Raw genomic sequence first — 23,090 nt, 5'->3', positions numbered from 1 at the left:
CCTACCATCGTCACTCGAAAGCACTGCGTGGGCGCCCGCGCGCAGCGTAACTTAGGCGCCAACCGCCACGACCGCGCACCGACCGTCGAGGGGTCCCGTGACCGTCCACAGCAAGCTCCAGCCGTATATCGACGCCTGGACCCACTCCATAGAATCCGTCAACGAACTGGTGACGCCGCTGCCCGACGGCGCGTGGAACCGCCACACCGAGTGCCCGTACTGGTCGGTCCGCGATGTCGTGTCCCACATCATCGGCTTCGAGTGCGAGCTGCTGGGCGACCCGCGCCCCATCCACACACTTCCCAGCGACCTCCGGCACATCACCAGCGAGACGGCCCGCTACACGGAGGTCCCGGTCGACATCCGCCGCCACCACACGGCGCCGGAGATGACGTCCGAGCTGGAGTACACGATCATCCGCCGCTCGCGGCAGCTCAGGAACGAGTCGCGGCAGCCGGACGCCGAGGTCCGCGCGATCGGCGGCGGCGAGGTCACCCTGGAGGAACAGCTCTGGGGCCGCGTCTTCGACGTGTGGGTGCACGAGCAGGATCTGCGCCGGGCCCTCGACGCCCCGGGCAACCTCGCCTCCCCCGCGGCCGTACTGGCCCGTGACTACGTCCTGCGCTCGCTGCCGAAGCTGGTCGCCGAGGACGCGGGCGCCAAGCCGGGCTCCGCGGTCGTCTTCGACGTGCACGGACCGCTGGAGTTCATGCGGACCGTACGGGTGAACGCCGAGGGCCACGGCAGCATCGACTCGGCCGTCTCGCTCGGTCCGGCCGTCACCTTCGTCGTGGACTGGGAGACGTTCCTGCGGCTGCTCACCGGCCGGGCGCGTCCGGCCGCGCTCGCCGACCAGCTCAAGATCGAGGGCGACCGGCAACTGGCGGACGCGATCCTGTCGCACATCGCGGTCACGAAGTAGCGCCCGGCGCCTCGGGCGCCGTTCCCGGAACACGCCGTTTCCGGATCATGGTGTACCCGGATCACGCCTTTCCCGAATCACGGCGCGCCCGCCATGAACCCCGCCGCCGTACAGCGTCGTACGGCCGCGCCGGGCGTCAGTCGGAGGTGACCGCCGCCGGCAGGCGGTGCACGCTCTCGACGCGGCTGACCGCGATCCGCTCCCGCTCCAGCCGTTCCGCACGGCGGCGGAGCCGGAGGATCTGGGCGGTGCCGACCGCCTGGAGCACGAAGACGCTGCTCCAGGCGATCCGGTAGTCGTCGCCGGTCGCGTCGAGGAGCAGGCCGACGGCGAGCAGGGTGAGGACGGAGGCGGTGAAGCCGCCGATGTTGACGATCCCGGAGGCGGTGCCGAAGCGCTCGGGCGGGTTGGCGGGGCGGGCGAAGTCGAAGCCGATCATCGAGGCGGGCCCGCAGGCGCCGAGGACGACGCACAGGGCGACCAGCAGCCACATCGGGTCCTGGCCGTGGCCGCCGCCCCAGGCGAGCGTCGTGGCCCAGGCGGCGGCGGTGGCCGCGATCACGCCGAGGGTGAGCGGCATGCGGGCGCCGTGGTGGCGGGAGATGAGCTGCCCGAAGACCATGCCGAAGAACATGTTGGCGACGACGACGAGCGTGAGCAGCCCGCCCGCCGCGCCGCGCGAGAGCCCCTGGTCCTCGACGAGGTACGGCAGCCCCCACAGCAGCAGGAACACCATGCCGGAGAACTGGGTGGTGAAGTGCGTCCACATGCCCAGGCGCGTGCCGGGCTCGGCCCAGGAGGCGGCGATCTGGCGGCGTACGTACGTCAGGCCCGCGTGTTCGGCGGGCGCGGGTTCGTATCCCTCGGGATGGTCCTTGAGGAAGAGGGCGACCAGGACGAGGACGAGCGCGCCGACCAGGGCGGTGCCGAGGAAGGTCGGGGTCCAGCCCGCCGAGTGCAGGACGCGGGAGAGGACGACGGTCGAAACGAGATTGCCCGCGACGCCGAACAGGGCGGCGCCCTGGGCGATCATCGGACCGCGTCTGGCGGGGAACCAGCGCGAGCCGAGCCGCAGCACGCTCACGAAGGTCATGGCGTCGCCGCAGCCCAGCACGGCGCGGGCGCCGAGGGCCATGCCGTACGAGTGGGACAGCGCGAACGCCCCCTGGCCGAGGGTGAACAGCACGGCGCCGAGCAGCAGGACCTTCTTCGTGCCGAGCCGGTCCACCATCAGCCCGACCGGTATCTGCATGCCCGCGTAGACCAGCACCTGGAGGATCGAGAAGCTGGAGAGCGCGGAGGCGCCGATGTGAAAGCGGTCGGCGGCGTCGATGCCCGCGACGCCGAGGCTGGTGCGGTGGACGACGGCGACGAGGTAGACGGAGGTGCCGACGCCCCAGACGAGGGCGGCACGGCGTCCGCCGGGCGGGTCGCCCGGCAGGACCTTCTCCGCGGCCGGGCTCCGGCTCACGACTCGCCCCTGGCGAGCACCTTCACCCACGAGACGTGCCGGTCCACGACGTCGGCGGCCGTGTCGGCCGCGCCGTCCCTGAGCGCGTCCAGGATCTCGGTGTGCTCCGCGATGTTCTTCGCCACCCGGCTCGGCTCGGCGTGCATGGTGGCCACCCCCATCCGCAACTGACGGTCCCTGAGCTGGTCGTAGAGGTGCGCGAGGATACGGTTGCCCGCCGCGCGGACGATCTCCGCGTGGAAGCAGCGGTCCGCGACGGCGAAGGCCGCCAGGTCGCCGGTCTCCGCGTGCCCGCGCTGCTCGGCCAGGGACTCCTCCAGCCGCGCGATGAGCCGCGGCGGCACCGCCCCGACCACCTTGGCCACGGCGTGCTGTTCCACCAGCAGCCGGGTCTCCACCACGTCGGCGATCTCCTGCGCCGACACCGGCAGCACCAGCGCGCCCTTCTTCGGGTAGAGCTTGATCAGCCCCTCCGCCTCCAGCCGCAGCAGCGCCTCGCGCACCGGCGTGCGCGAGACCCCCACCGCGTCGGCGAGATCCCCTTCGGTGAGCAGCGTGCCGCCCTCATAACTCCGGTCCAGGACACCGGACTTGACGTGCAGATAGACCCGCTCGGCGGCGGGCGGCGCCTTGACGGCGGGGCCGGGCGCGGCGACGGTGAGAGTGCTGGCATCCATGATGCACGCATCATAGATACAACAGCGGAGGGGACGGTACGGCCGTCCGGGATATGGACATGCCAGGAGCCCGTCGCACAGGGGCGCTTCGGCGGCGGCGGGCCGCGGGGCTACCGTCTCGGAGCATGACTGCGGACGACTGGCTGGCGGACACCCGAACCTCGTACGACACGGTCGCGGTGAGCTACGCGGACTTCGTACGGGAGGCCCTGGACGGCGCGCCGGCCCTGCGTACGGCCCTCGCTCTGTTCGCCGCCGAGGTCACCGGCGCCGGGGGCGGTCCCGTGGCGGACGTGGGCTGCGGCCCCGGCCGAGGGTCAAGTCGGCTTCGCGGAGGGCCTGTTCGAAGGGGACGGGGGTGAGGGGGCGGGAGAGGAAGGTCTGGGTCCAGCGGCCCTCGGGGAACTCGTAGGCGACGTGGACGGAGCGGACGCCGTCGCCGACGGGTTCGGAGGAGACGACACGGATCAGGCCGCTGCCCGACCGCGCATCGCGGGGCAGGTTCTCTCCCCGATCGACGCCTGTGCGGTCCTGATGTCCCTCGCGCTTCGGCTGGCTCGCGCCCACCGTCGCAACACGGCCGCCGCCGCGGGACAAGGGGACTGAAGGAGGTCGCCAAGCGGCGGCGGAGCCTCCGTTCAGCCTCGCGTCACGCCGTCCAGGACGGCCTGGAAGGCGTCGGTGACCGGGCGCAGGTCCCGGTCGAGCTCGTCGATGTCGACCGCTTCGGCCCCGGCGTCGTCCCCGCGCGTCTCCGCCGCCCCGGCCCACCGCCTGAGCACCGCGACGTAGGCCGCCTGTACGGCGCCGCCGATCGCGGCCGGGACGGGGTCGCCCGCGTCGAGGCCGGTTCGCCCGGCCGCGTACCCGCTCACCGTCTCGCCCCAGACGCGCCAGTGCGCGGCGGCCTCCGCGACGAGCGCGGGGTCCCGGTCGAGCACGCGGAAGCGGTCGAGCCACGAGTCCGGCGCCGCCGCCTGCGAAAGCCGCGTGGACCGGACGACCGCCGCCCGTACGGCCGTCATGACGGGTACGTCGTCGGCGTCGCGAAGGGCGGCCCGCAGCCGCTCGACCGCGCGGTCGAACTCGCCCCACACGATCCCCGACTTCGACCCGAAGTAGCGGAAGAGCGTCGAGCGCCCGACACCGCCCGCGGCCATGATCGCCTGGAGCGTCGTCGCCTCGTAGCCGTCGCGAAGCAGCAGGTCGAAGGCGACTTCCTCCAGGGCTTCGCGGGTCGAGGCGGGCGGTCGCCCGCGGCTCCTTCGGGAGGTGGTCATCGCCCGAGCGTAGTGGAGGAGTATTTTTGGGATGAGGTACCAATATTCTTCCGGGTGACCGCCGACATCAGCGCGGCCCCGCCGGGAGCCCACCGTCCAAGGAGCGGAAAATGCGCGCATGGCAGTTCACCGACATCGGCCAGCCCCTCACCCTCAGTGAGGTCCCGGCCCCGGCACCGGGCGCGGACGAACTCGTCGTGCACGTCCGCGCGGCCGGGCTGTGCCACAGCGACGTCGGGTTTCTCGACGGCACGCTGACGCCGCTGCTCCCGTTCCGGCCGATCACACTGGGTCACGAGATCGCGGGTGTCGTCTCCGCCGTGGGCTCGGGCGTGACGCGGTTCACCGTGGGCCAGAAGGTCGTCATCCCGGCCGCCATCGAGGGGCCCGGCACGTCGAAGAACGGCGGATTCGCGGACGAGGTCGTCGTCCTCGAACGGCTCGTCGTCGCGCTGCCGGACGGGGTGCCGTTCGACCAGGCGGCAGCCGCCACCGACGCCGGGCTCACCTCGTACCACGCGGTCTCCGTGCAGGGGAGGGTCACCGCCGGCTCCCGCGTCGGGATCATCGGCCTCGGCGGGCTCGGCTCGCTCGGCGCCCAGACCGCGCTCGCGCTCGGCGCGACGGTGTTCGTCGCCGAGAAGAACGAGCGCGTGCACGACTTCGCCCGCTCGCTCGGCGCGGAGAAGGTCGCGGGCGACATCACCGACTTCGCGGGCGAGAACCTCGACGTGGTCGTCGACTTCGCCGGGTTCGGGACGACCACCGACGGCGCGATCCACTCCGTACGCCGGGGCGGCCGTATCGTCCAGGTCGGCCTCGGCCGCGCGCGCGGCGAGATCGACCTTCAGGCGCTCACCCTGAACGAGGTCGAACTCGTCGGCTCCCAGGCCGGGTCGAAGGAGGACTGCGCGGCGGTACTCGACCTCGTCGCCGAGGGGAAGCTGTCGTCGCGGGTCACCGAGATCGGATTCGAGGAGATCGGCGAGGGTGTCGGGCGGCTGGAGCGCGGCGAGGTGATCGGACGGCTGGTCGCCGTCTTCGGGTGATGTCGTCCCGGACGGACGGGCGCGAGGCGGCGGGCGGCGGGCGGACGGACGCGAGGCGGCGGGCGGCGGGCGGCTCAACGGCCGCCGCCCGCCGTACTGTCGGCGCGGACGCACCGTCCGTCAGACGGTGCTCATCGGGGTCGCGTCCACGCTCGTCGTCTGCTGTTCGAGGCCGTAGACGGCGGGGGTGCCGCTCGGGGCGATCACGCCCACTTCCATCTGCATCTCGTGGTTCACGACCTGGTACATGTGGTCGCTCGCGCCCTTCTTGACGAACGGCTTGAGCCGCTTGCCGAGGGTGATGTACGAGGTCAGGTCCTTGGCCAGTGACGTCTCGTCGACGGCGCTGTCGTTGAGCACGAGGGCCCCGCCGTCCTTCGTGCGCAGCGCGTACGTGGTGCCGACGCGCGGGGCGGCCTTCTTGTAGTCGTTGTACGCGTGGCCGTCGAGGCCGTTGAGACGGTTGTTGTACGCGGAGATCGCGTTCTCGCGCGCCGTGGTCCGCGCCAGCGGGGTGTCGGCGCCGCCGGTCACGTAGAGGTCCGCCACCAGGTCGGCCAAGTCCGCGGGCGCGGTGCCGCCGATCTTCGCCGTCGGCTCGGCGACCCGCGCCAGCCCGTCCGCGTCCAGCGCGATCTCCGGGATCTTCTTCTGCTCGTCGCCCGAGAAGTCCTGGGAGTTGACCGCGCGCCAGCCGTCGGCCGTGTGCTTGAAGACGATGAAGCGGGTGCCGGTCGTCCACGGCGCGCCCGGCTTGCCGTCCTTCAGCTCCGCGCCCTGTGCCCTCACCATGAACCAGTCCGTGTTGGCCGCGGCCGGAGGGATGTAGAACGCGCGGTTGACGTACACGAAGGCCGCCAGATTCGCCTTGACGTTCTTCTGGTCGAGGCCGGACGCCTGCGTGAAGTAGCCCTTGTCGAAGGCGAGCATGGCCCCCGCCTCGACCTTGGCAATCAGCGCCGGGCTGAGCTTCGCGTTCGCCTCGTTGTTGAGCGCCTGATACGTGTCCACGATCTTGTTCGCCTCGGCCACGGTCAGCAGCGGCGCCGCCTTCTTCCCGCCCTTGCCCTTGCCCGCGTCCCCGCTCTTCTCCGTGGACGTGTCCGACGTCTCGTCCGACGACGAGCCGCCGCACCCGGCGGTCAGGACGAGACACGTCGCCGCGAGGCCCGCCGCCAGCGCGACGCGGTGCTTTCGGTTAACCATGAGTCCCTGCTTCCCCGTGAACAACACTTCCCCGTAACGGCCTCGGGCCGCCGGAACCCGGTCCACGCTACCGAGCGGGCCGCGTCGGCCCGCTGGTGGGGCTGCCGGGACGACCGGGGAGGGCGGTTCGTACGCGTCCGGACGTCTGGGCGTCCGGGCGTCCGGACGTCTGGGCGTCCGGGCGTCCGGGCTCAGGACGGCCAGTCGCCGTGGGTCGTCGCGGGCTGGGGCGGGGCCTGGCGGACGGGGGCCGGATTGTCGGCGGCCAGCTCCTCGGTCGGGTTCATCAGGACCGCGAAGGCGACCACGAAGACGATCAGGCTCAGGCCCGCGATCAGGGGCAGGACGAAGGCGGAGGCCGAGACGCCCGTGGTCGGGTCGGTGTGGTCGGTGATCGTGGAACTGACCGCCGCCATGCCCGTGTAGTGCATGCCGCTGATCGCGAAGGCCATGACGAGCGCGGCCCCGGTGATGAAGAGCGGGCCGCGCGCGCGGAGCGTCGCCCAGAGCGCCGCCGTGGCGGCCACGATGGCGATGACGATCGACAGGGCGACGGTGGAGCCGTCGTAGCTCATCGTGCCCGGCATGATGATCGCCGCCATGCCGAGGTAGTGCATACCCGCCACGCCGACCCCGGCGAGCAGGCCGCCCGCCAGCAGCGACGGCCAGGACGAGTCCCGGCCCGCCACGTAGATCCCGACGCCGACGACGCCCACCGCGAGCACCCAACTCAGCACGGTCAGCGTCACGTTGTAGCGCAGCGTCACGCCCTGCACGTCGTAGCCGAGCATCGCGACGAAGTGCATGCCCCAGATTCCGGTGCCCAGCGCGACGGCTCCCGATCCGAGCCAGCTCTTTCCCCGCCCGAATCCCACGAGGTGCAGCCGGGACGAGCAGGCCAGGCCGAGCACGGAGCCGACAAAGGCGATCACGTAAGCGAACGTCGGATAAAGGGAGTTGGACCAGAGCGGTTCGTGGTGTTGCATTTGAGCGGCCCTCTCAGGATTTTCCTGCCTGCTGAGTGAAGTGACGACAGCGCAGGCCGGAGAGGCACGCGCGCACAGGTGTACGACCTTGTATCACCTATACGGCCATTCGGCGATATTGATCTTCAAAATTGGTACACAGCGGGGACGCGTGGGGCTCGATATCACTCATGCGCAATTCGAGGCACCCCGAGGCCGCCTCACCGAGGCAAGTTTTCGCCCCTTCCGGCCAAGATCAACTTTCTCTCGCCGCAACCCGCCGCCGTCCCGTCGTTTCCCGCCCTGACCAGCCCGTCCCCCGCCCTGCCGACCGGCCGCCCCGCCCAACTCACCTTCCTTGCGCACCACTTCACGGCACCCGAGCCTGTCCGGTTCCCACCGGTCCGGGCCCCATCGCCCCTCCCGAATAGCCGATTTACCCCCATGCGCGGTCATATGCATGATGCGCCTCCCGCCCCGAGACGATTCCCGGCATATTCGTTTTGCCATATCCTCGACGTCATATGCCCGTTCGGCATCACCGGCACGGTGAAGTGTCAGCGGCGCGGTGAAGTGTCAGGAGCGCGGAGTAGCCGAATCCCCGATCGCTTGTCGGCTTTCGCGGCCCACCGGGACGGCCACCGCGGACGGTCGGCCGGTCCTCGGGGTGGTGCCGCCGGTTCGGGGAAGGGACACGAGGGGTGTTCATTCCGGTATGAGAGTCTGCTGGGGAACCGCGGCGATGTGTGACGGTGCCCGTCGGGCGGCGAACCTCGCCGCCACTGAAAGGGCTGCACGATGCGCGACACGGCGGAAGCGATACCGGAGGCCGGGGCGGGACGCAGGCTGTCGTGGCCCTGGTTCCTCGTCGTGGTGGTCGTGTACGTGGGCATCATCCAGGGCCTGGGCCTGCTGATCGGCGTGGACACCGGTGACTCCGACAGCCAGTTCCCCACGACCGCGTCCCTGGTGCGCAACGCGCTGATCCCGATCGGGGCGTCGATCGCGTTCGGCGCCGCGGTCGTCTCCTGGCTGGGCTGGTGGGGCGAGGTCCTGCGCTACCGCGCGCCGGTGCGGCGCTGGGTGCGCTGGGTACCGATCTCGATGATCGCCGCCGCGGTGATCGGGCTGAACTACCCGCACCTGGCGGACCAGAGCCTGTCTCTCGTGGCCTGCCTGCTGCTGCTCGGGCTGTTCGTCGGCGTCGGCGAGGAACTCATGTTCCGGGGCATCGGCGTCCATGTCTTCCGCCGCGCGGGATTCACCGAGGGCAAGGTCGCACTCTGCTCCTCCGTCGTCTTCGGCCTCGTCCACATCAGCAACGCCATCAGCCAGGGACCACAAGCGCTCGGGCAGGCCGCCGTCGTCTCCACCTCGGGCTACTTCTTCTACCTGTGCCTGCGCGCCGGCGGCGTCCTCGTGCTGCCGATGCTCGTCCACGGCCTGTGGGACACCAGCCTGATCTCCAACCTCGTGGGCGACAAGCCCCAGGTGTCGCTGGGCACCCTCCTGATCATCCTGCTCCAGGTCGCCCTGATCATCGTGCTGCTCGTCAGGCGCCGCGCGATCCAGCCCGCCTCCCCGGCCGTCCCGGCCTGACCAGCGGTACGGCCCCCGCCCGTCAGGTTGCCTGGCTACGACGCGCGCGTACGCCCTCAGGGGCGGTCGCCCGGCATGGCCTGTTCCAGTTCGCGCGCCAGTCGCCGCAGCCGGGCACCGCGTCCGAGGTCCGGCGGGGACGGCCAGGTGAGCGTGACGCCCGCGCGGGAGGCGAGGGCCAGGACAGTGCCGACGAAGCCTTCGGACAGCGCCCGGTTGATCGAATGGCCGACCCGTAGGTCCCAGTCCAGCAGCGCCTGCGCGAAGACGGCCAGCGCGGCCGGGTCGACCCGGCAGTCGTCGTTCACCATCGGTCCGATGCCCGACGCCACCCCGACCCGCTCCTCGAACACCGGCACCTGCCCGTGGAAGAGGCGGCTGACGCCCGTCGAGGGGTTCCACAGGACGCGGTCGCCGACCTCGTAGTACTGACTCATCTCAACGCCGCTCTCGTTGATGGGGGCTGGGGCGAACGGCCCGGTGGGGCCGTGGCGGGTTCGTCTCGCGCCCTGCGGGCGCACTGCCGCTGGCTGCGGTGGGGAGGGGGGCGGGTCGAGGCTGTCGGGCGGGCCCGGGCCCGGGGTGGGTCGCGGTGACGGGCGGCCTTGACGGGGCCGGTGCCGTACGGGTGCCGGTTTGTACGCCGACCGCTGACACCGTGGGGCGGGCACGCCGAGGTGGTTCCGTGGTGCGGGCGCCGTAACCGGCGGCTGCCGGTCAGTTGACGAAGTCGCCTGCGGCGAGCGCCCGTTGGAAGTGCGTCCACTCGACGGGGGTGAAGGCGAGGGCCGGGCCCTCGGGGTTCTTCGAGTCGCGGACACGTACGGTGCCGGGCACGTTGACGGCGACCTCAACGCACTCACCACCCGAAGTGCTGTAGCTCGACTTCACGAATTCGAACTGCATCAGTCGTGCAACCCCTTGCCCATGTCATCGATCAGCTTCGAGGACGCGTACGGCGACAGACTTAGCCGGGCCGTGCTCTCGAAGAACGACTGGTAGACGGTGCTATGGGCCGCGTCCTCCACCCACTGCGTGGAAGCAAGCGTATCCATGTGCACCACCTCCATCGCCGCGCTGTCGAGGAACGAAAGGATATTGAACGGACCGCCGATGCTGGGATGCGCGCCCGCTCGGAACGGGAGCACCTGGATGTGCACGTTCGGGAGCTTGGCCAGGTCATGGAGGTGCGACAACTGCTCGCGCATAACCTCGGCACCGCCCACGAGTTGTCGCAGAGCCGCCTCCCAGATGACGGCGTGCACGCGTAGCGGGTTCTCCCCTTGCAGACGGGCCTGGCGCTTCATCCTGACGGCGACCAACCGCTCGATGTCGTCCGGGTTCTCCCATACGCCGCCGCTGACAGCGAGCGCGCGTACGTAGTCGGCGGTCTGAAACAGGCCTGGGACCACCGACAGTTGCCACGTCCGGATACGTACGGCGACATCCTCCATCGCGATGTATTCGCTGAGATTGCCCGCGTCAGGCTTCCACCAGCCCTTTGCCTTGCGCCGTTCCCGGTCCAGCCGGGCGATTTGCAGCAGTCCCTCCACGGCGGACTCGTCCTGAACGCCGTAGAGCTTGCACAGGGCGATGACGTCGGGGTCGCGGAACGGGACCCAGCCCCGTTCCATCTTCGTCACCTTGGCCACCGACGCGCTGAGCACTTCCGCCGCGCGCGGCTGGGTCAGTCCGGCGTCCTCGCGCAGGCGGAGCAGTTCGCCGCCCAACTTGCGGGCGAGCACGGTCGATACGCGATTGCCCACATCTGCCCGGCTGGTTGCCACGGGTCGCCACCTCCCTGGAAGCGGACTCAGTCTGCAACCGATCTTCCGCAGCGGCAAGCCAGTTACGGAGACATGTTTCCCCAAGAAGGTTGCACCCAAGAAAGGGAACCCTCTACCGTCGGTGACGACCCGCTCGCACAGCGGCGCCGCACGGCGGAAGTGCACCGCTGCGTCATGCCCGGGTGGGGCGGAGGGCGTAGGGGCGACGCCACCGCCAGGGACCGTGCGCGGGCTGACGCGCGAGGCTGGGAGGTCGCCGGGATGGGCGACGCGGAGACGACGTATGACACATGCCTGTACGCACCGACGGCGCGGAGTGTGAGCAGGGCGCGGGTGCGGACCGCCGAGCTGGTGGAGAAGTGGGGGCACCCCGAAGTGGCCGGGGACGCCGGGCTGTTGGTGAGCGAGCTGGCGACCAACGCGGTCCGGTACGGGCGGGTGGCCGGGCGGCTGTTCCGGGTCGAGGTGCGGCTGGCCGACGACGTGCTGCGGGTGGGCGTCACCGACGCGCGCGGGGAGCGGCGACCCCAGGTGCCCGAGGCCGTGAGCGACGACGACGAGTCCGGCCGGGGCTTACTGATCGTCGCGGCCGTCGCCGCCCGCTGGGCCGTCGTCCCCCTGGACGTGGGCAAAACGGTCTGGGCCGAGTTGGATCTGACGCCCCTGGGGCGACGGCGAGGGTGAGGGGGAGCATGGGCGGTATGGAGACTTCATTTCTCGGGATCGCTGAACTCGGCGAGCGGGGCCGGGCGCCGGCCGTGGCGGTGGTCGTGGACGTCATGCGGGCGTTCACCGTGGCGGCTTGGGCGCTCGGGCGCGGGGCGGAGAAGGTGGTGCTGGCCGGGTCGTTGGACGAGGCGCTGGCGCTCAAGGCCCGGCATCCGGACTGGGTGACGGTCAAGGACGGTGCGCCCGCGCCGGGGTTCGACACCGTCAACTCACCGGGCCTGATGCGGTCGCTCGCCCTGGAGGGACGGACCGTCGTACAGAAGACCACGGCGGGGACGGTCGGCGCGCTCGCGGTGAAGGACGCGCCGCTGGTGCTGTGCGCCGCGTTCGTGGTGGCGGAGGCGACGGCCGACCACCTGCGGGCGCACGCGGGCGACGGCGTCACCTTCGTGGTCACCGGCGAGGACGGTCAGGCCGACGAGGACCTGGCGTGCGCTCAGTACATCGCCGGGCGGGCCGCCGGGGCCGGAACGGACGCCGCCGAGTTCCTGCGCCGCGCCGCCACGTCGCGCGCCGCCGCCGAGCTGGCGGAGGGGGTGCGCGAAGGAGTGCACCCCGACGACATCGCGCTCTGCCTCGAACTCGACCGGTTCCCCTTCGCCATGGTGGCGGCCGTGGAGGGGCCGCTCATGGTCCTGCGGGCGTCAGCGGCGTTCGTCAGGGACGGATCGTGCTGACCAGGGAGGCGGTGGAGTTCATCGTGGACTGGATGGTGGGGGCGAGGCTGGTGGAGGAGAGGCAGAAGCCGAGGAGGACGCAGATGACGGCGTGGCTGGGCTTGAGGGACTTGTTGCGCATCATCATGGCGGCGAGGACGAGGAGCAGCAGGACGACGGAGACGGAGACGGCCATGGGGTGATGGCAGCATAAAAGGGGACGAATGGGTGGGACGCACGCACGACGGAGGGCCCGGACGTTTGTACGTCCGGGCCCTCCGTGCGGGTGACGGCGTCAGCCCCAGGTGAGCAGCCGCTTGGGCTGTTCGAGGATGGCGGCCACGTCGGCCAGCACGCGGGAGCCGAGTTCGCCGTCGACCAGGCGGTGGTCGAAGGAGAGGGCGAGCGTGGTGACCTGACGCGGCTTCACCTTGCCCTTGTGGACCCAGGGCTGGAGCTTGATCGCGCCGAAGGCGAGAATCGCCGACTCGCCCGGGTTGAGGATGGGCGTGCCGGTGTCCACGCCGAAGACACCGACGTTGGTGATGGTCACCGTGCCGCCCTGCATCGCGGCCGGCGAGGTCTTGCCGTCACGGGCGGTGGCGACCAGTTCGCCGAGTGCGGCGGCCAGTTCGGGGAGCGTCTTGTCGTGCGCGTCCTTGATGTTGGGGACGATCAGACCGCGCGGGGTGGCGGCGGCGATCCCCAGGTTGACGTACGACTTGTGGACGATCTCCTGCGCGGCCTCGTCCCACGCGGCGTTCGCCTCGGGGTGCCGCTTGAGGGCGACCAGCAGGGCCTTCGCGACCAGCAGCAGCGGGCCGACCCGTACGCCCGTGAAGGCGCGGTCCTCCTTCAGCTCCTGGACCAGCTTCATCGTCCGCGTGATGTCGAACGTCACGAATTCCGTGACGTGCGGCGCGGTGAAGGCGCTGGTGACCATCGCCTGGGCGGTGGCCTTGCGGACGCCCTTGATCGGGATACGCGTCTCCCGGGCGCCGGCGGTCGCCGCGAACGGCTCGGGCGCGGCCGTCACCGGCGGCAGCGCGGCAGGCGGGGCCGCCGCCGCGCGGATGTCCTCGCGGGTCACCACGCCGTTCGGCCCGGTCGGCACCACGGTCGCCAGGTCGATGCCCAGCTCCTTGGCCAGCTTCCGTACCGGCGGCTTGGCCAGCGGCCGGTCCACCGCCGCCGCACGGTCGTGACCGTTCAGCTCGGCGGCCTGAGCCGGTACGGAGGGGGCCGGTACGGCAGCGGCCGGTACGTCAGCGGTCGGTACGTCAGGGACTGGTACGTCAGGGGCCGCCTGCTTGCGCGGACGGCGCGTCGTGGCCGACGGCGCGACGCCGTATCCGACGAGCACCGCCTGCCGCTTGGGCTCGGCGGGCGGGGCCTCCGGGGCGGGAGTCTCCACGGCGGGCGGCTCGGAAGCCGCGACCCCGGCGGACCCTGCGGAATCGACGGAACCGGCGGCCCCGTCCCCCCCGGCGTCCACCACGATGATCGGCGTACCGACATCCACCGTCGTGCCCTCGCCGAAGCGGATCTCGCTCACCACCCCGTCGTACGGAATGGGCAGCTCGACGGCGGCCTTCGCCGTCTCCACCTCGCAGATGACCTGCCCGTCGGTGACGGTGTCACCGACGGCCACGTACCACTTGAGGATCTCCGCCTCGGTCAGGCCCTCGCCGACATCCGGCATCCGGAATTCGCGGAAGCGCTGTGCAGGTGCGGTCATGGTCGTCACAACCCTCTCCTCAGAACGCCAGCGCGCGGTCGACGGCGTCGAGTACGCGGTCCAGGCCGGGCAGGTACTCCTCCTCCAGGCGGGCCGGCGGGTACGGGGCGTGGAAACCGCCCACCCGCAGGACCGGGGCCTCGAGGTGGTAGAAGCAGCGCTCGGTGATCCGGGCCGCGATCTCCGCGCCCGTGCCGTAGAAGACCGGGGCCTCGTGCACGACGACCAGGCGGCGGGTCTTCTCCACGGACGTCTGGAGAGTGTCGAAGTCGAGGGGCGAGAGCGAGCGCAGGTCCACGACCTCCAGGCTACGGCCCTCGTTCGAGGCGGCCGCGGCAGCCTCCAGGCAGACCTTCACCATCGGACCGTACGCGGCGAGCGTGAGGTCGGTGCCCTCCTGGGCCACGACCGCCTTGTGCGGGGAGCCGGGCACGGCCGAGGTGTCGACCTCGCCCTTGTCCCAGTAGCGCCGCTTCGGCTCGAAGAAGATCACCGGGTCGTCGCACTCGATGGCCTGCTGGAGCATCCAGTACGCGTCGGAGGCGTTCGAAGGCGTGATCACCTTCAGGCCGGGGACGTGCGCGAACAGCACCTCGGGCGACTCGCTGTGGTGCTCGACCGCGCCGATGCCGCCCGCGTACGGGATACGGATGACGACCGGCAGCTTGATCTTGCCGAGCGCACGGGCGTGCATCTTCGCGAGCTGCGTGACGATCTGGTCGTAGGCCGGGAAGACGAAGCCGTCGAACTGGATCTCGACCACCGGGCGGTAGCCGCGCAGCGCGAGGCCGATCGCGGTGCCGACGATGCCGGACTCGGCGAGCGGGGTGTCGATGACGCGCCCCTCCCCGAAGTCCTTCTGGAGACCGTCGGTGATCCGGAAGACGCCGCCGAGCTTGCCGACGTCCTCACCCATGACGAGGACCTTCGGGTCGTTGTCGAGCGCCGTGCGCAGCGACTCGTTGAGGGCCTTGGCGATGGACATCTGGGTCATGTCAGCGTCCCTCTCCGGAAGCGGCGCCCTCGGACTCGAACGAGGCCAGGTACGCGGCGAACTGCGCGCGCTCCTCGTCGACGAGCGCGTGCCCGTCGGCGTAGACGTTCTCGAAGATCGCCATGGTGTCCGGGTTCTCCATCGTGCGTACGCCGTCGCGCACCCGCTTGGCCAGTACGTCGCTCTCCTGCTCGATCGACGCGTAGTACGCCTCGTCGGCCAGGCCCTGCTTGTCCAGATAGGTCTTCAGCCGCAGGATCGGGTCCTTCGACTCCCACTGCTCGCGCTCCTCGTCGGCGCGGTAGCGGGTCGGGTCGTCGGTCGTGGTGTGGGCGCCCATCCGGTACGTGAACGCCTCGACCAGCATCGGGCCCTGGCCGCTGCGCGCGTGCTCCAGGGCCGCACGGGTGACGGCGAGCACCGCGAGGACGTCGTTGCCGTCCACGCGGACGCCGGGGAAGCCGTAACCGGCGGCGCGCTGGTAGATCGGCACGCGGGACTGCTTCTCGGTCGGCTCGGAGATCGCCCACTGGTTGTTCTGGCAGAAGAAGACGACCGGCGCGTTGTAGACGGCGGCGAAGGTGAACGCCTCCGCCACGTCGCCCTGGCTGGAGGCGCCGTCGCCGAAGTACGCGATGACGGCCGAATCCGCGCCGTCCTTGGCCACGCCCATGGCGTAGCCGGTGGCGTGCAGCGTCTGCGAGCCGATGACGATCGTGTAGAGGTGGAAGTTGTTCTCGTTGGGGTCCCAGCCGCCGTGGTTCACACCACGGAACATGCCGAGCAGATTGAGCGGGTCCACGTCACGGGTCCAGGCCACACCGTGCTCGCGGTAGGTCGGGAAGACGTAGTCGTCCGGGCGGGTGGCCCGCCCCGAACCGATCTGCGCGGCCTCCTGGCCGAGCAGCGAGGCCCACAGGCCCAGCTCGCCCTGGCGTTGCAGGGTGATCGCCTCGGCGTCGAAACGGCGGGTCAGCACCATGTCGCGGTACAGGCCACGCAGCTCTTCCGGCGTCAGGTCGATGGAGTATTCGCCGTGCTCGACGCGCTCGCCCTCGGGCGTCAGCAACTGTACGAGTTCGGGCTCGGTGCCACGGCGCTTGGCGCCTGCTGCGCGGGTGGTCCGTCCCCTGCCCTTGGCGGGAGTGGCGGTGCTTCGCCCCCCGCTCCTGGCGGGGGTGGCCCCAGCGGCAGTGCTCTTCACGCTCACGTTCGCTCCTCCGTCTGTCCGGCCCCCGGGATCCGCCGGGCAGCCAGTGTGCGGCTCACCTGGTACGACGCGGCGCACGGGGTGTGTGCGGCATGGCCGAGCCAGGCGTGACAGTGCCCCGGCCACGTGGCCTGCAACAGAGACGTTACCTATAACCCACGCCATCGCGCGAAGCCGTCCGACCTGCGGTTTTGCTTGGAGTTCCTAGTAAATACGCGTTACCGCAGGCCACCGGGACAACCGCACCGTATCCCGGATACGGAAAGTGCGTAAGAGGCGGCGCTGTCGTCCGTAAGAGACGCGGGCTGTTGTCCGTAAGAGGCGGGGAGCTCCCGGCGGTGCGACGCTGGGCAGGTGCCTGTAGAAGGAAATAGCCCCACAATCCGCGTGTTCCTGCTCGACGACCACGAGGTGGTCAGGCGCGGGGTGCACGAACTCCTCTCGGCCGAGCCGGGAATCGAGATCGTCGGCGAGGCCGGGAACGCCGCGGAGGCGGTGGCGCGCATTCCGGCCACCCGCCCGGACGTCGCAGTGCTCGACGTACGGCTGCCCGACGGCAGCGGCGTCGAGGTGTGCCGCGAGGTCCGCTCGCACGACCCGTCGATCAAGTGCCTGATGCTGACGTCCTTCGCGGACGACGAGGCGCTCTTCGACGCGATCATGGCGGGCGCCGCCGGATACGTGCTCAAGGTGATCCGCGGCAACGACCTGATCGACGCCATCCGCGACGTGGCCGCGGGAAAGTCGCTGCTGGACCCGGTCGCGACCGCCAAGGTCCTGGACCGGCTCCGGCACGGCGGCGCACGCTCCGAGGGCGACGACCGTACGGCCGACCTGACCGCCCAGGAGCGCCGCATCCTCGACCTGATCGGCGAGGGCCTCACCAACCGCCAGATCGGCGAGCGCCTGCACCTGGCGGAGAAGACGGTGAAGAACTACGTGTCCTCGATGCTCGCCAAGCTCGGCATGGAGCGGCGCACCCAGGCCGCCGCATACGTGGCCCGCATGCAGGCCGAGGGTGACCGGAGGCATATGCCTTAGCACGTCCCAGGGGGTCGGCGCCAGTCCGCGCGGGCGGGGTGTCGCGGTGATCTACGCTTCTGCACGTGACGGGCACGGCGAAGGTGCCGCCGGCGCGGGCTTCGCTGACCGCTCTGCTGCGCCGCTACGAGGACGCGGGTACCCCGCTGACCTGCGTACCCGTTCCCCGGGGACTGCTCAACAAAGGCTACGAGGTGACCACCACCCGCGGCCGGTTCTTCCTCAAGCAGTACGTCGCCCGGGACACCGCGGACCCCGGCGTGATCGCCCGGCAGCACCGCGCGACGCGGGGTCTGGTCGGCCTCGGACTGCCCGTCGCCGCGCCCCTGCCGGACTCCCGCGGGCGTACGGTCGCGCGGCTCGGCGGCCACGGATACGCGCTCTTCCCCTGGATCGAGGGCAGGCACCGAGAGGGCACCGAACTGACCGCCACGCAGTCGCGGCGGCTCGGCACGCTGCTCGGCATGGTGCACGCCGGGCTCGCCCGCGTGCAGCCGCCCCCGCCGGAGGACCAACGCCACCACCCGAGCGCCGACCCGGACCGTACGTACGCGCAGATCGACGAACTGCTCGCGCTGGTACGCCGGCACCGGCCGCGCGACGCCTTCGACGAACTCGCCGAGCACCGGCTGCTGGAGCGCCGCGCCCTGCTGCGCCGCCACGCCCACCGCCGGCCGCCGGACGCCGACGGGACGGTCAGCGGCTGGGTGCACGGCGACTTCCACCCGCTCAACCTGCTCTACCGCGGTGAGGAGCCCGCCGCCATCGTCGACTGGGACCGGCTCGGTGTGCAGCCGCGTGCCGAGGAGGCCGTACGCGCCGCCGCCATCTTCTTCGTCCACCCGCTGGACGGGCGTCTCGACCTGCGGAAGATCCGCTCCTACGCCCGTGCCTACCGCTCCGCGGCGGGGGTTCCCGTCGCCGAGCTGGCCGCCGCCGTCCACCGCGTCTGGTGGGAACGCCTCAACGACTTCTGGATGCTCCAGTGGCGTTATCAGCGGCGTGACCCCCGCAGTGATCCGCTTTTCCCGCCCGCCTCCGCCCTGGCCGTCTGGTGGACGGCCGAATACGGCGCCGTCATCGACGCCTTCACGTCCTAACGGCCCCCCCGACAGGGGTGCCCTTACGCGGGGCGGTGCGCGGAGTCTTCAGCGGTGCCCCTGCGCAGGGCGGTACCCCGAGTTTTTAGGGGCGCGGGGAACTGCGCCACCAGCCCCCACCGGGCTGTCAGACCGAAAACAACAGCATCTGCCCCACTGGGGCCGGTTTTTCACGGCGCACCATCGCGCTGGCTGAGCGCGCAGTTCCCCGCGCCCCTACGGGGCTCCGACCCGCCGTGCGCCCGGAGGGGCGCTGACCGTGAGGGTCAGTTCTCCGGGGTGGCCGCGTCCGACGTCGGCGGGGTCGTCGGCGGGGTGGTGGGGGGCGTGGTCGGGGGGGTGGTGGGGGGCGTGGTCGGCGGAGTCGTCGGCGGGGTCGTGGGGGGCTTGGTGGTCGGAGTCGTCGGCGGGGTCGTGGACGGAGTCGTCGGCGGGGTCGTCGCCGGAGTCGTGGTCGGGTCGGTCTGGTCGGACCCGGTTTCCGTCGGCTCCGTGGACGGCGGGTCGGACGGGGTGCCCGTGTCCTGGGTCACCGACGGCGACGGGGAGTTGGCGGGGGCGCCGCCGTCCCCGCCGGTACCGCGCGTGGCGAAGTAGACGCCCAGCGCGATGGCCAGCACCGCGGCGATGGCGAAGAGCACCGGCTTGAGCCAGCGGTTGCCGCCGCCGCCCGGCGGCCGCTCGCCGTAGCCCTGACCGCCGTCGTCGTCACCGGTGCCGGAGATGCCGGCGAGCAGCGGGGCGCCGAATTCGGCGGTGGTGCTGTTGCCGGGCCGCCCCTGTGCCACGACGGTCGGCGACATGCCGCCGGTCCGGGGGCCCGCGAGGGGGGTGATGACGCCGGTGTTCCACATGCCGCCGGTCCAGCCGCCCTGCTGGACGAGCGCCTGGTGCGCGTACTGGACGACGCCGCGCATCTCCTCGGCGCTCTGGAAGCGGTCGTCCGGCTGCTTGGCGAGCGCGCGCAGCACGAGCCCGTCCAGCTCGGGCGGCACCCGGTCGCTGATCTGCGACGGGACCTGCGGCTCGTCCTGGACGTGCTGGTAGACCACCGAAAGCGGCGTCTCGCCGGTGAAGGGCGGACGCAGCGCCAGCAGCTCGTAGAGGAGACAGCCGGTCGCGTACAGGTCGCTGCGGTGGTCGACGGCCTTGCCGAGCGCCTGCTCGGGCGAGAGGTACTGCGGGGTGCCCATGACCATGCCGGTCTGCGTCATCGTGCTCTGGGCGCCGTGCAGCGCCCGCGCGATGCCGAAGTCCATGACCTTGACCGCGCCGTTCGTGGTGATGATCACGTTGGCGGGCTTGATGTCGCGGTGCACGATGCCGTGCTGGTGGCTGTAGGCCAGCGCTTCGAGGACGCCGGAGACGATGAGCAGCGCCTGGTCGACGGGCGGCGGCTCGGCGCTGGAGAGCAGGTCCCTGATGGTGTGGCCCTCGACCAGCTCCATCACGATGTAGGGGACGGTGCCGGTGGGCGTACGGTCCTCGCCGGAGTCGTAGACCGCGACCACCGCGTGGTGGTTCAGACCCGCGACGGCCTGGGCCTCGCGGGTGAAGCGGGCCTTGGAGACCGGGTCCTCGGCGAGGTCGGTGCGCAGCAGCTTCACCGCCACGATCCGGCCCAGGCGTACGTCCTCCGCCGCGAAGACCTCGGCCATGCCGCCGCGGCCGAGCCGCCCGGTCAGCCGGTAGCGGCCCTCGCCGACGACGGTGCCCACGCCCCACTGGCCGGATGTCTCCGACGCTCCGGGGCCCGGGGCCGTCTCTTTGGGGTCGACCATCAGTCCTCGCCGTCGTTCGTACGCGGTCATCGTCCGGGCGGGCGCGCGCGGACGCCCGTATCGTACGGATGCCCCGGAGCGGCCACCGTACCGCTTTCGCGTGCCCCGCCGGGCACACGTCCGCGTCACAGCACCTCAATACGGCGGTCCCGCGGGGATACACAGCATGTGCGTGCCCGATGTGCGTCAGGTGACGAGATGGTCAACGAACTTGACGTGTCCGTGCGATGGGCCAGACTTGGCGGGCAAGCTCGGGGACGAATATCGCCACAGGCAACCGCACAGGTACCGGCGCGACCCTCTCCCCGGTGGACTTTCCAGGGGGTAGCGGTACAGATGAGCGGGGACGCCACGCAGGGCGAGTACACGGGGCGCTCGGTCGGCGGCGGGCGGTACGTGCTGCGCGACCTGCTGGGCGAGGGCGGCATGGCGTCTGTGCACCTGGCGCACGACACCGTGCTCGACCGGCCGGTGGCCGTCAAGACCCTCCACACCAACCTGGGCAACGAGCAGTCCTTCCGCGAGCGCTTCCGCCGCGAGGCGCAGTCCGTCGCGAAGCTGAACCACACCAACATCGTCTCCGTCTTCGACTCCGGCGAGGACACCATCGACGGCCAGCTCGTGCCGTACATCGTCATGGAGTACGTCGAGGGCAGCCCGCTCGGCGACGTGCTGGCCGCCGATGTGGCGCAGCACGGCGCGATGCCCGCCGACAAGGCGCTGAAGATCACCGGGGACGTGCTGGCGGCGCTCGCGGTCAGCCACGAGATGGGCCTGGTCCACCGGGACATCAAGCCCGGCAATGTGATGATCACCAAGCGCGGTGTGGTCAAGGTCATGGACTTCGGCATCGCGCGCGCCATGCAGTCCGGTGTCACCTCGATGACGCAGACCGGCATGGTGGTCGGCACCCCGCAGTACCTGTCGCCGGAGCAGGCGCTGGGGCGCGGTGTGGACGAGCGCTCCGACCTGTACTCGGTCGGCTGCATGCTCTTCGAGCTGCTGACCGCGCGGCTGCCCTTCGACGCGGACTCGCCGCTGGCGATGGCGTACCAGCACGTACAGGAGATCCCGCCCGCGCCGTCGACGTTCAACCGCGCGCTGGGCCCGGCCGTGGACGCGCTGGTGGCGCGCGCGCTGCGCAAGAACCCCGCGGAGCGCTTCCCGACCGCGGACGCGATGCACGACGAGGCGGACCGGGTCCTGGCGGCCACGCGGCGCGACACGATGCCGCTGATGTCCGGCTCCGCGCCGCCCACCGGCAACCGCGGCCAGGACGTGGCGGCGTCGGTCTTCCCGTACGCGCAGGGCCCGCTCCAGACCCCGCCGCCGCAGATGCGGACGCCGTACGCGCCGGGCAATCCGCAGCAGGGCGGTTACGGGCAGCCCGCGCCGGCCCCGTCGCTGCCCTCGGCGTACGGCTACCCGCAGCAGTCCCAGACGCCGCCGCCGACCCCGGCGTACACCATGGCGCCCCAGATGCAGCACCAGCAGCACCAGCAGCAGATGCCGCAGCAGCGCGCGGGCGGTCACCCGGGCGGCGGCATAGGCGGCCCCGGCGGTCACGGCGGGGTCGGCGGCGGCACCGGTGGCGGCGGGAAGTCCAACACACCGCTGATCGCGGGCGCGGCCGTCGTGGTCGTGGCCATCGCGGTGATCGTCGCGATCGTCCTGGCCAACAGCGGCGGCGGCAAGGGCAGCCCCAGCGCCGACGACCAGTCGGGCGGCCCGACGACCTCGTCCTCGACCCAGGCGTCCGACGACCCGACCACGGGCACCGGCGCGGGCGACGTCGTGAACGGCGACCAGAGCCGCACGATCGACCCCGACAAGTGCACCAAGGCGCACAACGACCTGATCTCGAACGACCCGGACGTCATGACGATGCCGGACTTCACGTCGATCTACGTGGACTCGGTCGTCGCCTGCATCAAGGCGGCGGGCTGGCAGTACACGATCAAGCAGACCGACGAGCAGCAGTGGGGCAAGGGCGCGGTGACCAGCCAGACCCCGAAGTATCTGGAGGACTACAACCCGAAGAAGGGCGGCAAGGTCACCATCTGGGTGTCCACCGGCAAGAGCTCGAACTGACCGGGCCCCCGCCGGTGCGACACCTCACCGGCTCGGATGCGGATTAAAGGCCGGACGAGAGATCCGGACGAGAGATACGGACTAGAGATACGGGCCCGAGCGGGCGCCCTGGTTGCCGCCGTCGTCCTCCTCGTGGCCGCCGGCGCCGGGCGGCAGGGCGCGCCGCATCTGTTCGAGCTGGGCGCGGGCCGCCATCTGCTGGGCGAACAGCGCGGTCTGGATGCCGTGGAAGAGCCCTTCGAGCCAGCCGACGAGCTGGGCCTGGGCGATCCGCAGCTCCGCCTCGCTGGGCACGCTGTCGTTGGTGAAGGGCAGCGAGAGCCGGTCCAGCTCCTCCACCAGCTCGGGCGCGAGCCCGGCCTCCAGCTCCTTCACCGAGCTGGCGTGGATCTCCTTCAGGCGTACGCGGCTGGCCTCGTCGAGCGGCGCCTGGCGCACTTCCTCCAGCAACTGCTTGATCATGCTGCCGATGCGCATGACCTTCGCGGGCTGCTCGACCATCTCCGTCACCGGGATCTCGCCGTGCTCGCCGCCGTCACCGGTCGGCGCGCCTCCCAGGGCCATTCCGTCGGAACCGACGATCAGGACCTGCTGATTCGGTGAGTGCTGCGGATTCTGCGGATTCTGCGAGCTTTCCGGCGAGCGTTCGTTCATCGCGTTCATCGGCATCTCCATACCGCCATTGTCCCTTAGGACGCGCGGCGGGGGGGGGGCCGGGCCCCCCCCCCCCACCCGGCCCCCCCCCCCCCCCCCCCCCCCCCCCCCCCCCCCCCCGGTTAAGGGCCCCCCCGCGG

Annotated in this window: 22 protein-coding genes; 8 read left to right on the top strand and 14 right to left on the bottom strand. The window is 71.2% G+C overall.

Annotated features, from left to right (window positions below; all coding sequences use genetic code 11):
• Nucleotides 1-97: 97 nt before the first annotated feature.
• Nucleotides 98-922 carry a maleylpyruvate isomerase family mycothiol-dependent enzyme gene (locus tag ACIOC1_RS03175; protein WP_401851439.1) on the top strand — a complete coding sequence of 275 codons (825 nt, stop codon included), beginning with the start codon at nucleotides 98-100 and terminating at the stop codon, nucleotides 920-922.
• 136 nt (nucleotides 923-1,058) lie between these two features.
• On the opposite strand, the gene ACIOC1_RS03170 is transcribed toward ACIOC1_RS03175, so the two are convergent.
• The 3 genes from ACIOC1_RS03170 to ACIOC1_RS03160 all read right to left on the bottom strand — a co-directional run bounded on the left by ACIOC1_RS03170 (nucleotide 1,059) and on the right by ACIOC1_RS03160 (nucleotide 4,350).
• Nucleotides 1,059-2,393: an MFS transporter gene (locus ACIOC1_RS03170; RefSeq protein WP_355339560.1), complete on the bottom strand. Its 1,335-nt coding sequence runs from the start codon at nucleotides 2,391-2,393 to the stop codon at nucleotides 1,059-1,061.
• Nucleotides 2,390-3,070: a GntR family transcriptional regulator gene (locus ACIOC1_RS03165; RefSeq protein ID WP_355339557.1), complete on the bottom strand. Its 681-nt coding sequence runs from the start codon at nucleotides 3,068-3,070 to the stop codon at nucleotides 2,390-2,392. Before ACIOC1_RS03165 ends, ACIOC1_RS03170 begins: the two co-directional genes overlap by 4 nt.
• A 638-nt stretch (nucleotides 3,071-3,708) precedes the next feature.
• Nucleotides 3,709-4,350, bottom strand: a complete 642-nt coding sequence (locus tag ACIOC1_RS03160) for a TetR family transcriptional regulator (RefSeq protein ID WP_401851436.1) — start codon at nucleotides 4,348-4,350, stop codon at nucleotides 3,709-3,711.
• 110 nt (nucleotides 4,351-4,460) lie between these two features.
• On the opposite strand from ACIOC1_RS03160, the gene ACIOC1_RS03155 reads away from it, so the two are divergent.
• Nucleotides 4,461-5,399 (top strand): zinc-binding dehydrogenase, encoded by a 939-nt coding sequence (locus ACIOC1_RS03155; RefSeq protein ID WP_401717722.1) that lies wholly within the window; start codon nucleotides 4,461-4,463, stop codon nucleotides 5,397-5,399.
• A 120-nt stretch (nucleotides 5,400-5,519) separates the two neighbouring features.
• Here ACIOC1_RS03155 and ACIOC1_RS03150 read toward each other — a convergent pair whose 3' ends face one another.
• Nucleotides 5,520-6,605, bottom strand: a complete 1,086-nt coding sequence (locus tag ACIOC1_RS03150; protein ID WP_401851434.1) for a hypothetical protein — start codon at nucleotides 6,603-6,605, stop codon at nucleotides 5,520-5,522.
• A 191-nt stretch (nucleotides 6,606-6,796) separates the two neighbouring features.
• Nucleotides 6,797-7,591, bottom strand: coding sequence for an MHYT domain-containing protein (locus ACIOC1_RS03145; protein ID WP_391041900.1), 795 nt, complete (start codon nucleotides 7,589-7,591; stop codon nucleotides 6,797-6,799).
• 777 nt (nucleotides 7,592-8,368) lie between these two features.
• Between ACIOC1_RS03145 and ACIOC1_RS03140 the strand changes: the two genes are divergently transcribed.
• Entirely contained in the window at nucleotides 8,369-9,169 is an 801-nt protein-coding gene (locus ACIOC1_RS03140) for a CPBP family intramembrane glutamic endopeptidase (RefSeq protein WP_355336741.1), read from the top strand.
• Between the two features lie 56 nt (nucleotides 9,170-9,225).
• Here ACIOC1_RS03140 and ACIOC1_RS03135 read toward each other — a convergent pair whose 3' ends face one another.
• From ACIOC1_RS03135 to ACIOC1_RS03125, 3 genes are all read right to left on the bottom strand, one after another.
• Nucleotides 9,226-9,606: a DUF6086 family protein gene (locus ACIOC1_RS03135; RefSeq protein WP_401851431.1), complete on the bottom strand. Its 381-nt coding sequence runs from the start codon at nucleotides 9,604-9,606 to the stop codon at nucleotides 9,226-9,228.
• A gap of 280 nt (nucleotides 9,607-9,886) precedes the next feature.
• Nucleotides 9,887-10,075 (bottom strand): DUF397 domain-containing protein, encoded by a 189-nt coding sequence (locus tag ACIOC1_RS03130; RefSeq protein WP_401717727.1) that lies wholly within the window; start codon nucleotides 10,073-10,075, stop codon nucleotides 9,887-9,889.
• On the bottom strand, nucleotides 10,075-10,956 hold the full coding sequence (locus tag ACIOC1_RS03125) for a helix-turn-helix transcriptional regulator (RefSeq protein ID WP_355336740.1): 882 nt from the start codon (nucleotides 10,954-10,956) through the stop codon (nucleotides 10,075-10,077). The genes ACIOC1_RS03130 and ACIOC1_RS03125 overlap by 1 nt, the downstream gene beginning before the upstream one ends.
• A gap of 261 nt (nucleotides 10,957-11,217) precedes the next feature.
• Here ACIOC1_RS03125 and ACIOC1_RS03120 point away from each other — a divergent pair, with 261 nt between their 5' ends.
• Nucleotides 11,218-11,640: an ATP-binding protein gene (locus ACIOC1_RS03120; protein ID WP_401851427.1), complete on the top strand. Its 423-nt coding sequence runs from the start codon at nucleotides 11,218-11,220 to the stop codon at nucleotides 11,638-11,640.
• 17 nt (nucleotides 11,641-11,657) lie between these two features.
• Nucleotides 11,658-12,362 (top strand): 2-phosphosulfolactate phosphatase, encoded by a 705-nt coding sequence (locus tag ACIOC1_RS03115; RefSeq protein WP_401851424.1) that lies wholly within the window; start codon nucleotides 11,658-11,660, stop codon nucleotides 12,360-12,362.
• Here ACIOC1_RS03115 and ACIOC1_RS03110 read toward each other — a convergent pair.
• From ACIOC1_RS03110 to pdhA, 4 genes are all read right to left on the bottom strand, one after another.
• Nucleotides 12,343-12,537, bottom strand: a complete 195-nt coding sequence (locus ACIOC1_RS03110; protein ID WP_355336737.1) for a hypothetical protein — start codon at nucleotides 12,535-12,537, stop codon at nucleotides 12,343-12,345. The two genes, ACIOC1_RS03115 and ACIOC1_RS03110, sit on opposite strands and share 20 nt — an antisense overlap.
• A gap of 99 nt (nucleotides 12,538-12,636) precedes the next feature.
• The gene (locus ACIOC1_RS03105; protein ID WP_401851421.1) at nucleotides 12,637-14,088 is read right to left on the bottom strand and encodes a dihydrolipoamide acetyltransferase family protein; all 1,452 of its coding nucleotides are present in this window, start codon (nucleotides 14,086-14,088) and stop codon (nucleotides 12,637-12,639) included.
• A gap of 10 nt (nucleotides 14,089-14,098) precedes the next feature.
• The gene (locus tag ACIOC1_RS03100) at nucleotides 14,099-15,073 is read right to left on the bottom strand and encodes an alpha-ketoacid dehydrogenase subunit beta (RefSeq protein ID WP_355336735.1); all 975 of its coding nucleotides are present in this window, start codon (nucleotides 15,071-15,073) and stop codon (nucleotides 14,099-14,101) included.
• 1 nt (nucleotide 15,074) lies between these two features.
• The gene (gene pdhA, locus ACIOC1_RS03095; RefSeq protein WP_355336734.1) at nucleotides 15,075-16,283 is read right to left on the bottom strand and encodes a pyruvate dehydrogenase (acetyl-transferring) E1 component subunit alpha; all 1,209 of its coding nucleotides are present in this window, start codon (nucleotides 16,281-16,283) and stop codon (nucleotides 15,075-15,077) included.
• 381 nt (nucleotides 16,284-16,664) lie between these two features.
• Here pdhA and ACIOC1_RS03090 point away from each other — a divergent pair, with 381 nt between their 5' ends.
• Nucleotides 16,665-17,324 (top strand): response regulator transcription factor, encoded by a 660-nt coding sequence (locus ACIOC1_RS03090; RefSeq protein WP_355336779.1) that lies wholly within the window; start codon nucleotides 16,665-16,667, stop codon nucleotides 17,322-17,324.
• Nucleotides 17,325-17,389: 65 nt separating this feature from the next.
• Nucleotides 17,390-18,424, top strand: a complete 1,035-nt coding sequence (locus ACIOC1_RS03085) for a phosphotransferase (RefSeq protein ID WP_401305543.1) — start codon at nucleotides 17,390-17,392, stop codon at nucleotides 18,422-18,424.
• Between the two features lie 266 nt (nucleotides 18,425-18,690).
• On the opposite strand, the gene ACIOC1_RS03080 is transcribed toward ACIOC1_RS03085, so the two are convergent.
• On the bottom strand, nucleotides 18,691-20,205 hold the full coding sequence (locus tag ACIOC1_RS03080) for a protein kinase domain-containing protein (protein WP_355336732.1): 1,515 nt from the start codon (nucleotides 20,203-20,205) through the stop codon (nucleotides 18,691-18,693).
• Between the two features lie 336 nt (nucleotides 20,206-20,541).
• Between ACIOC1_RS03080 and ACIOC1_RS03075 the strand changes: the two genes are divergently transcribed.
• Nucleotides 20,542-22,296 carry a protein kinase domain-containing protein gene (locus tag ACIOC1_RS03075; RefSeq protein WP_391041914.1) on the top strand — a complete coding sequence of 585 codons (1,755 nt, stop codon included), beginning with the start codon at nucleotides 20,542-20,544 and terminating at the stop codon, nucleotides 22,294-22,296.
• An 81-nt stretch (nucleotides 22,297-22,377) separates the two neighbouring features.
• On the opposite strand, the gene ACIOC1_RS03070 is transcribed toward ACIOC1_RS03075, so the two are convergent.
• Nucleotides 22,378-22,950 carry a proteasome activator gene (locus ACIOC1_RS03070; protein WP_391043469.1) on the bottom strand — a complete coding sequence of 191 codons (573 nt, stop codon included), beginning with the start codon at nucleotides 22,948-22,950 and terminating at the stop codon, nucleotides 22,378-22,380.
• Between the last annotated feature and the right edge of the window lie 140 nt (nucleotides 22,951-23,090).

This window comes from Streptomyces sp. NPDC088197 (assembly GCF_044741185.1).
In the GTDB taxonomy this organism is placed as follows: Bacteria; Actinomycetota; Actinomycetes; order Streptomycetales; family Streptomycetaceae; genus Actinacidiphila.
Note: the sequence above shows the minus strand (reverse complement) of the source record. Positions and strands in the feature narration are given on the sequence as shown.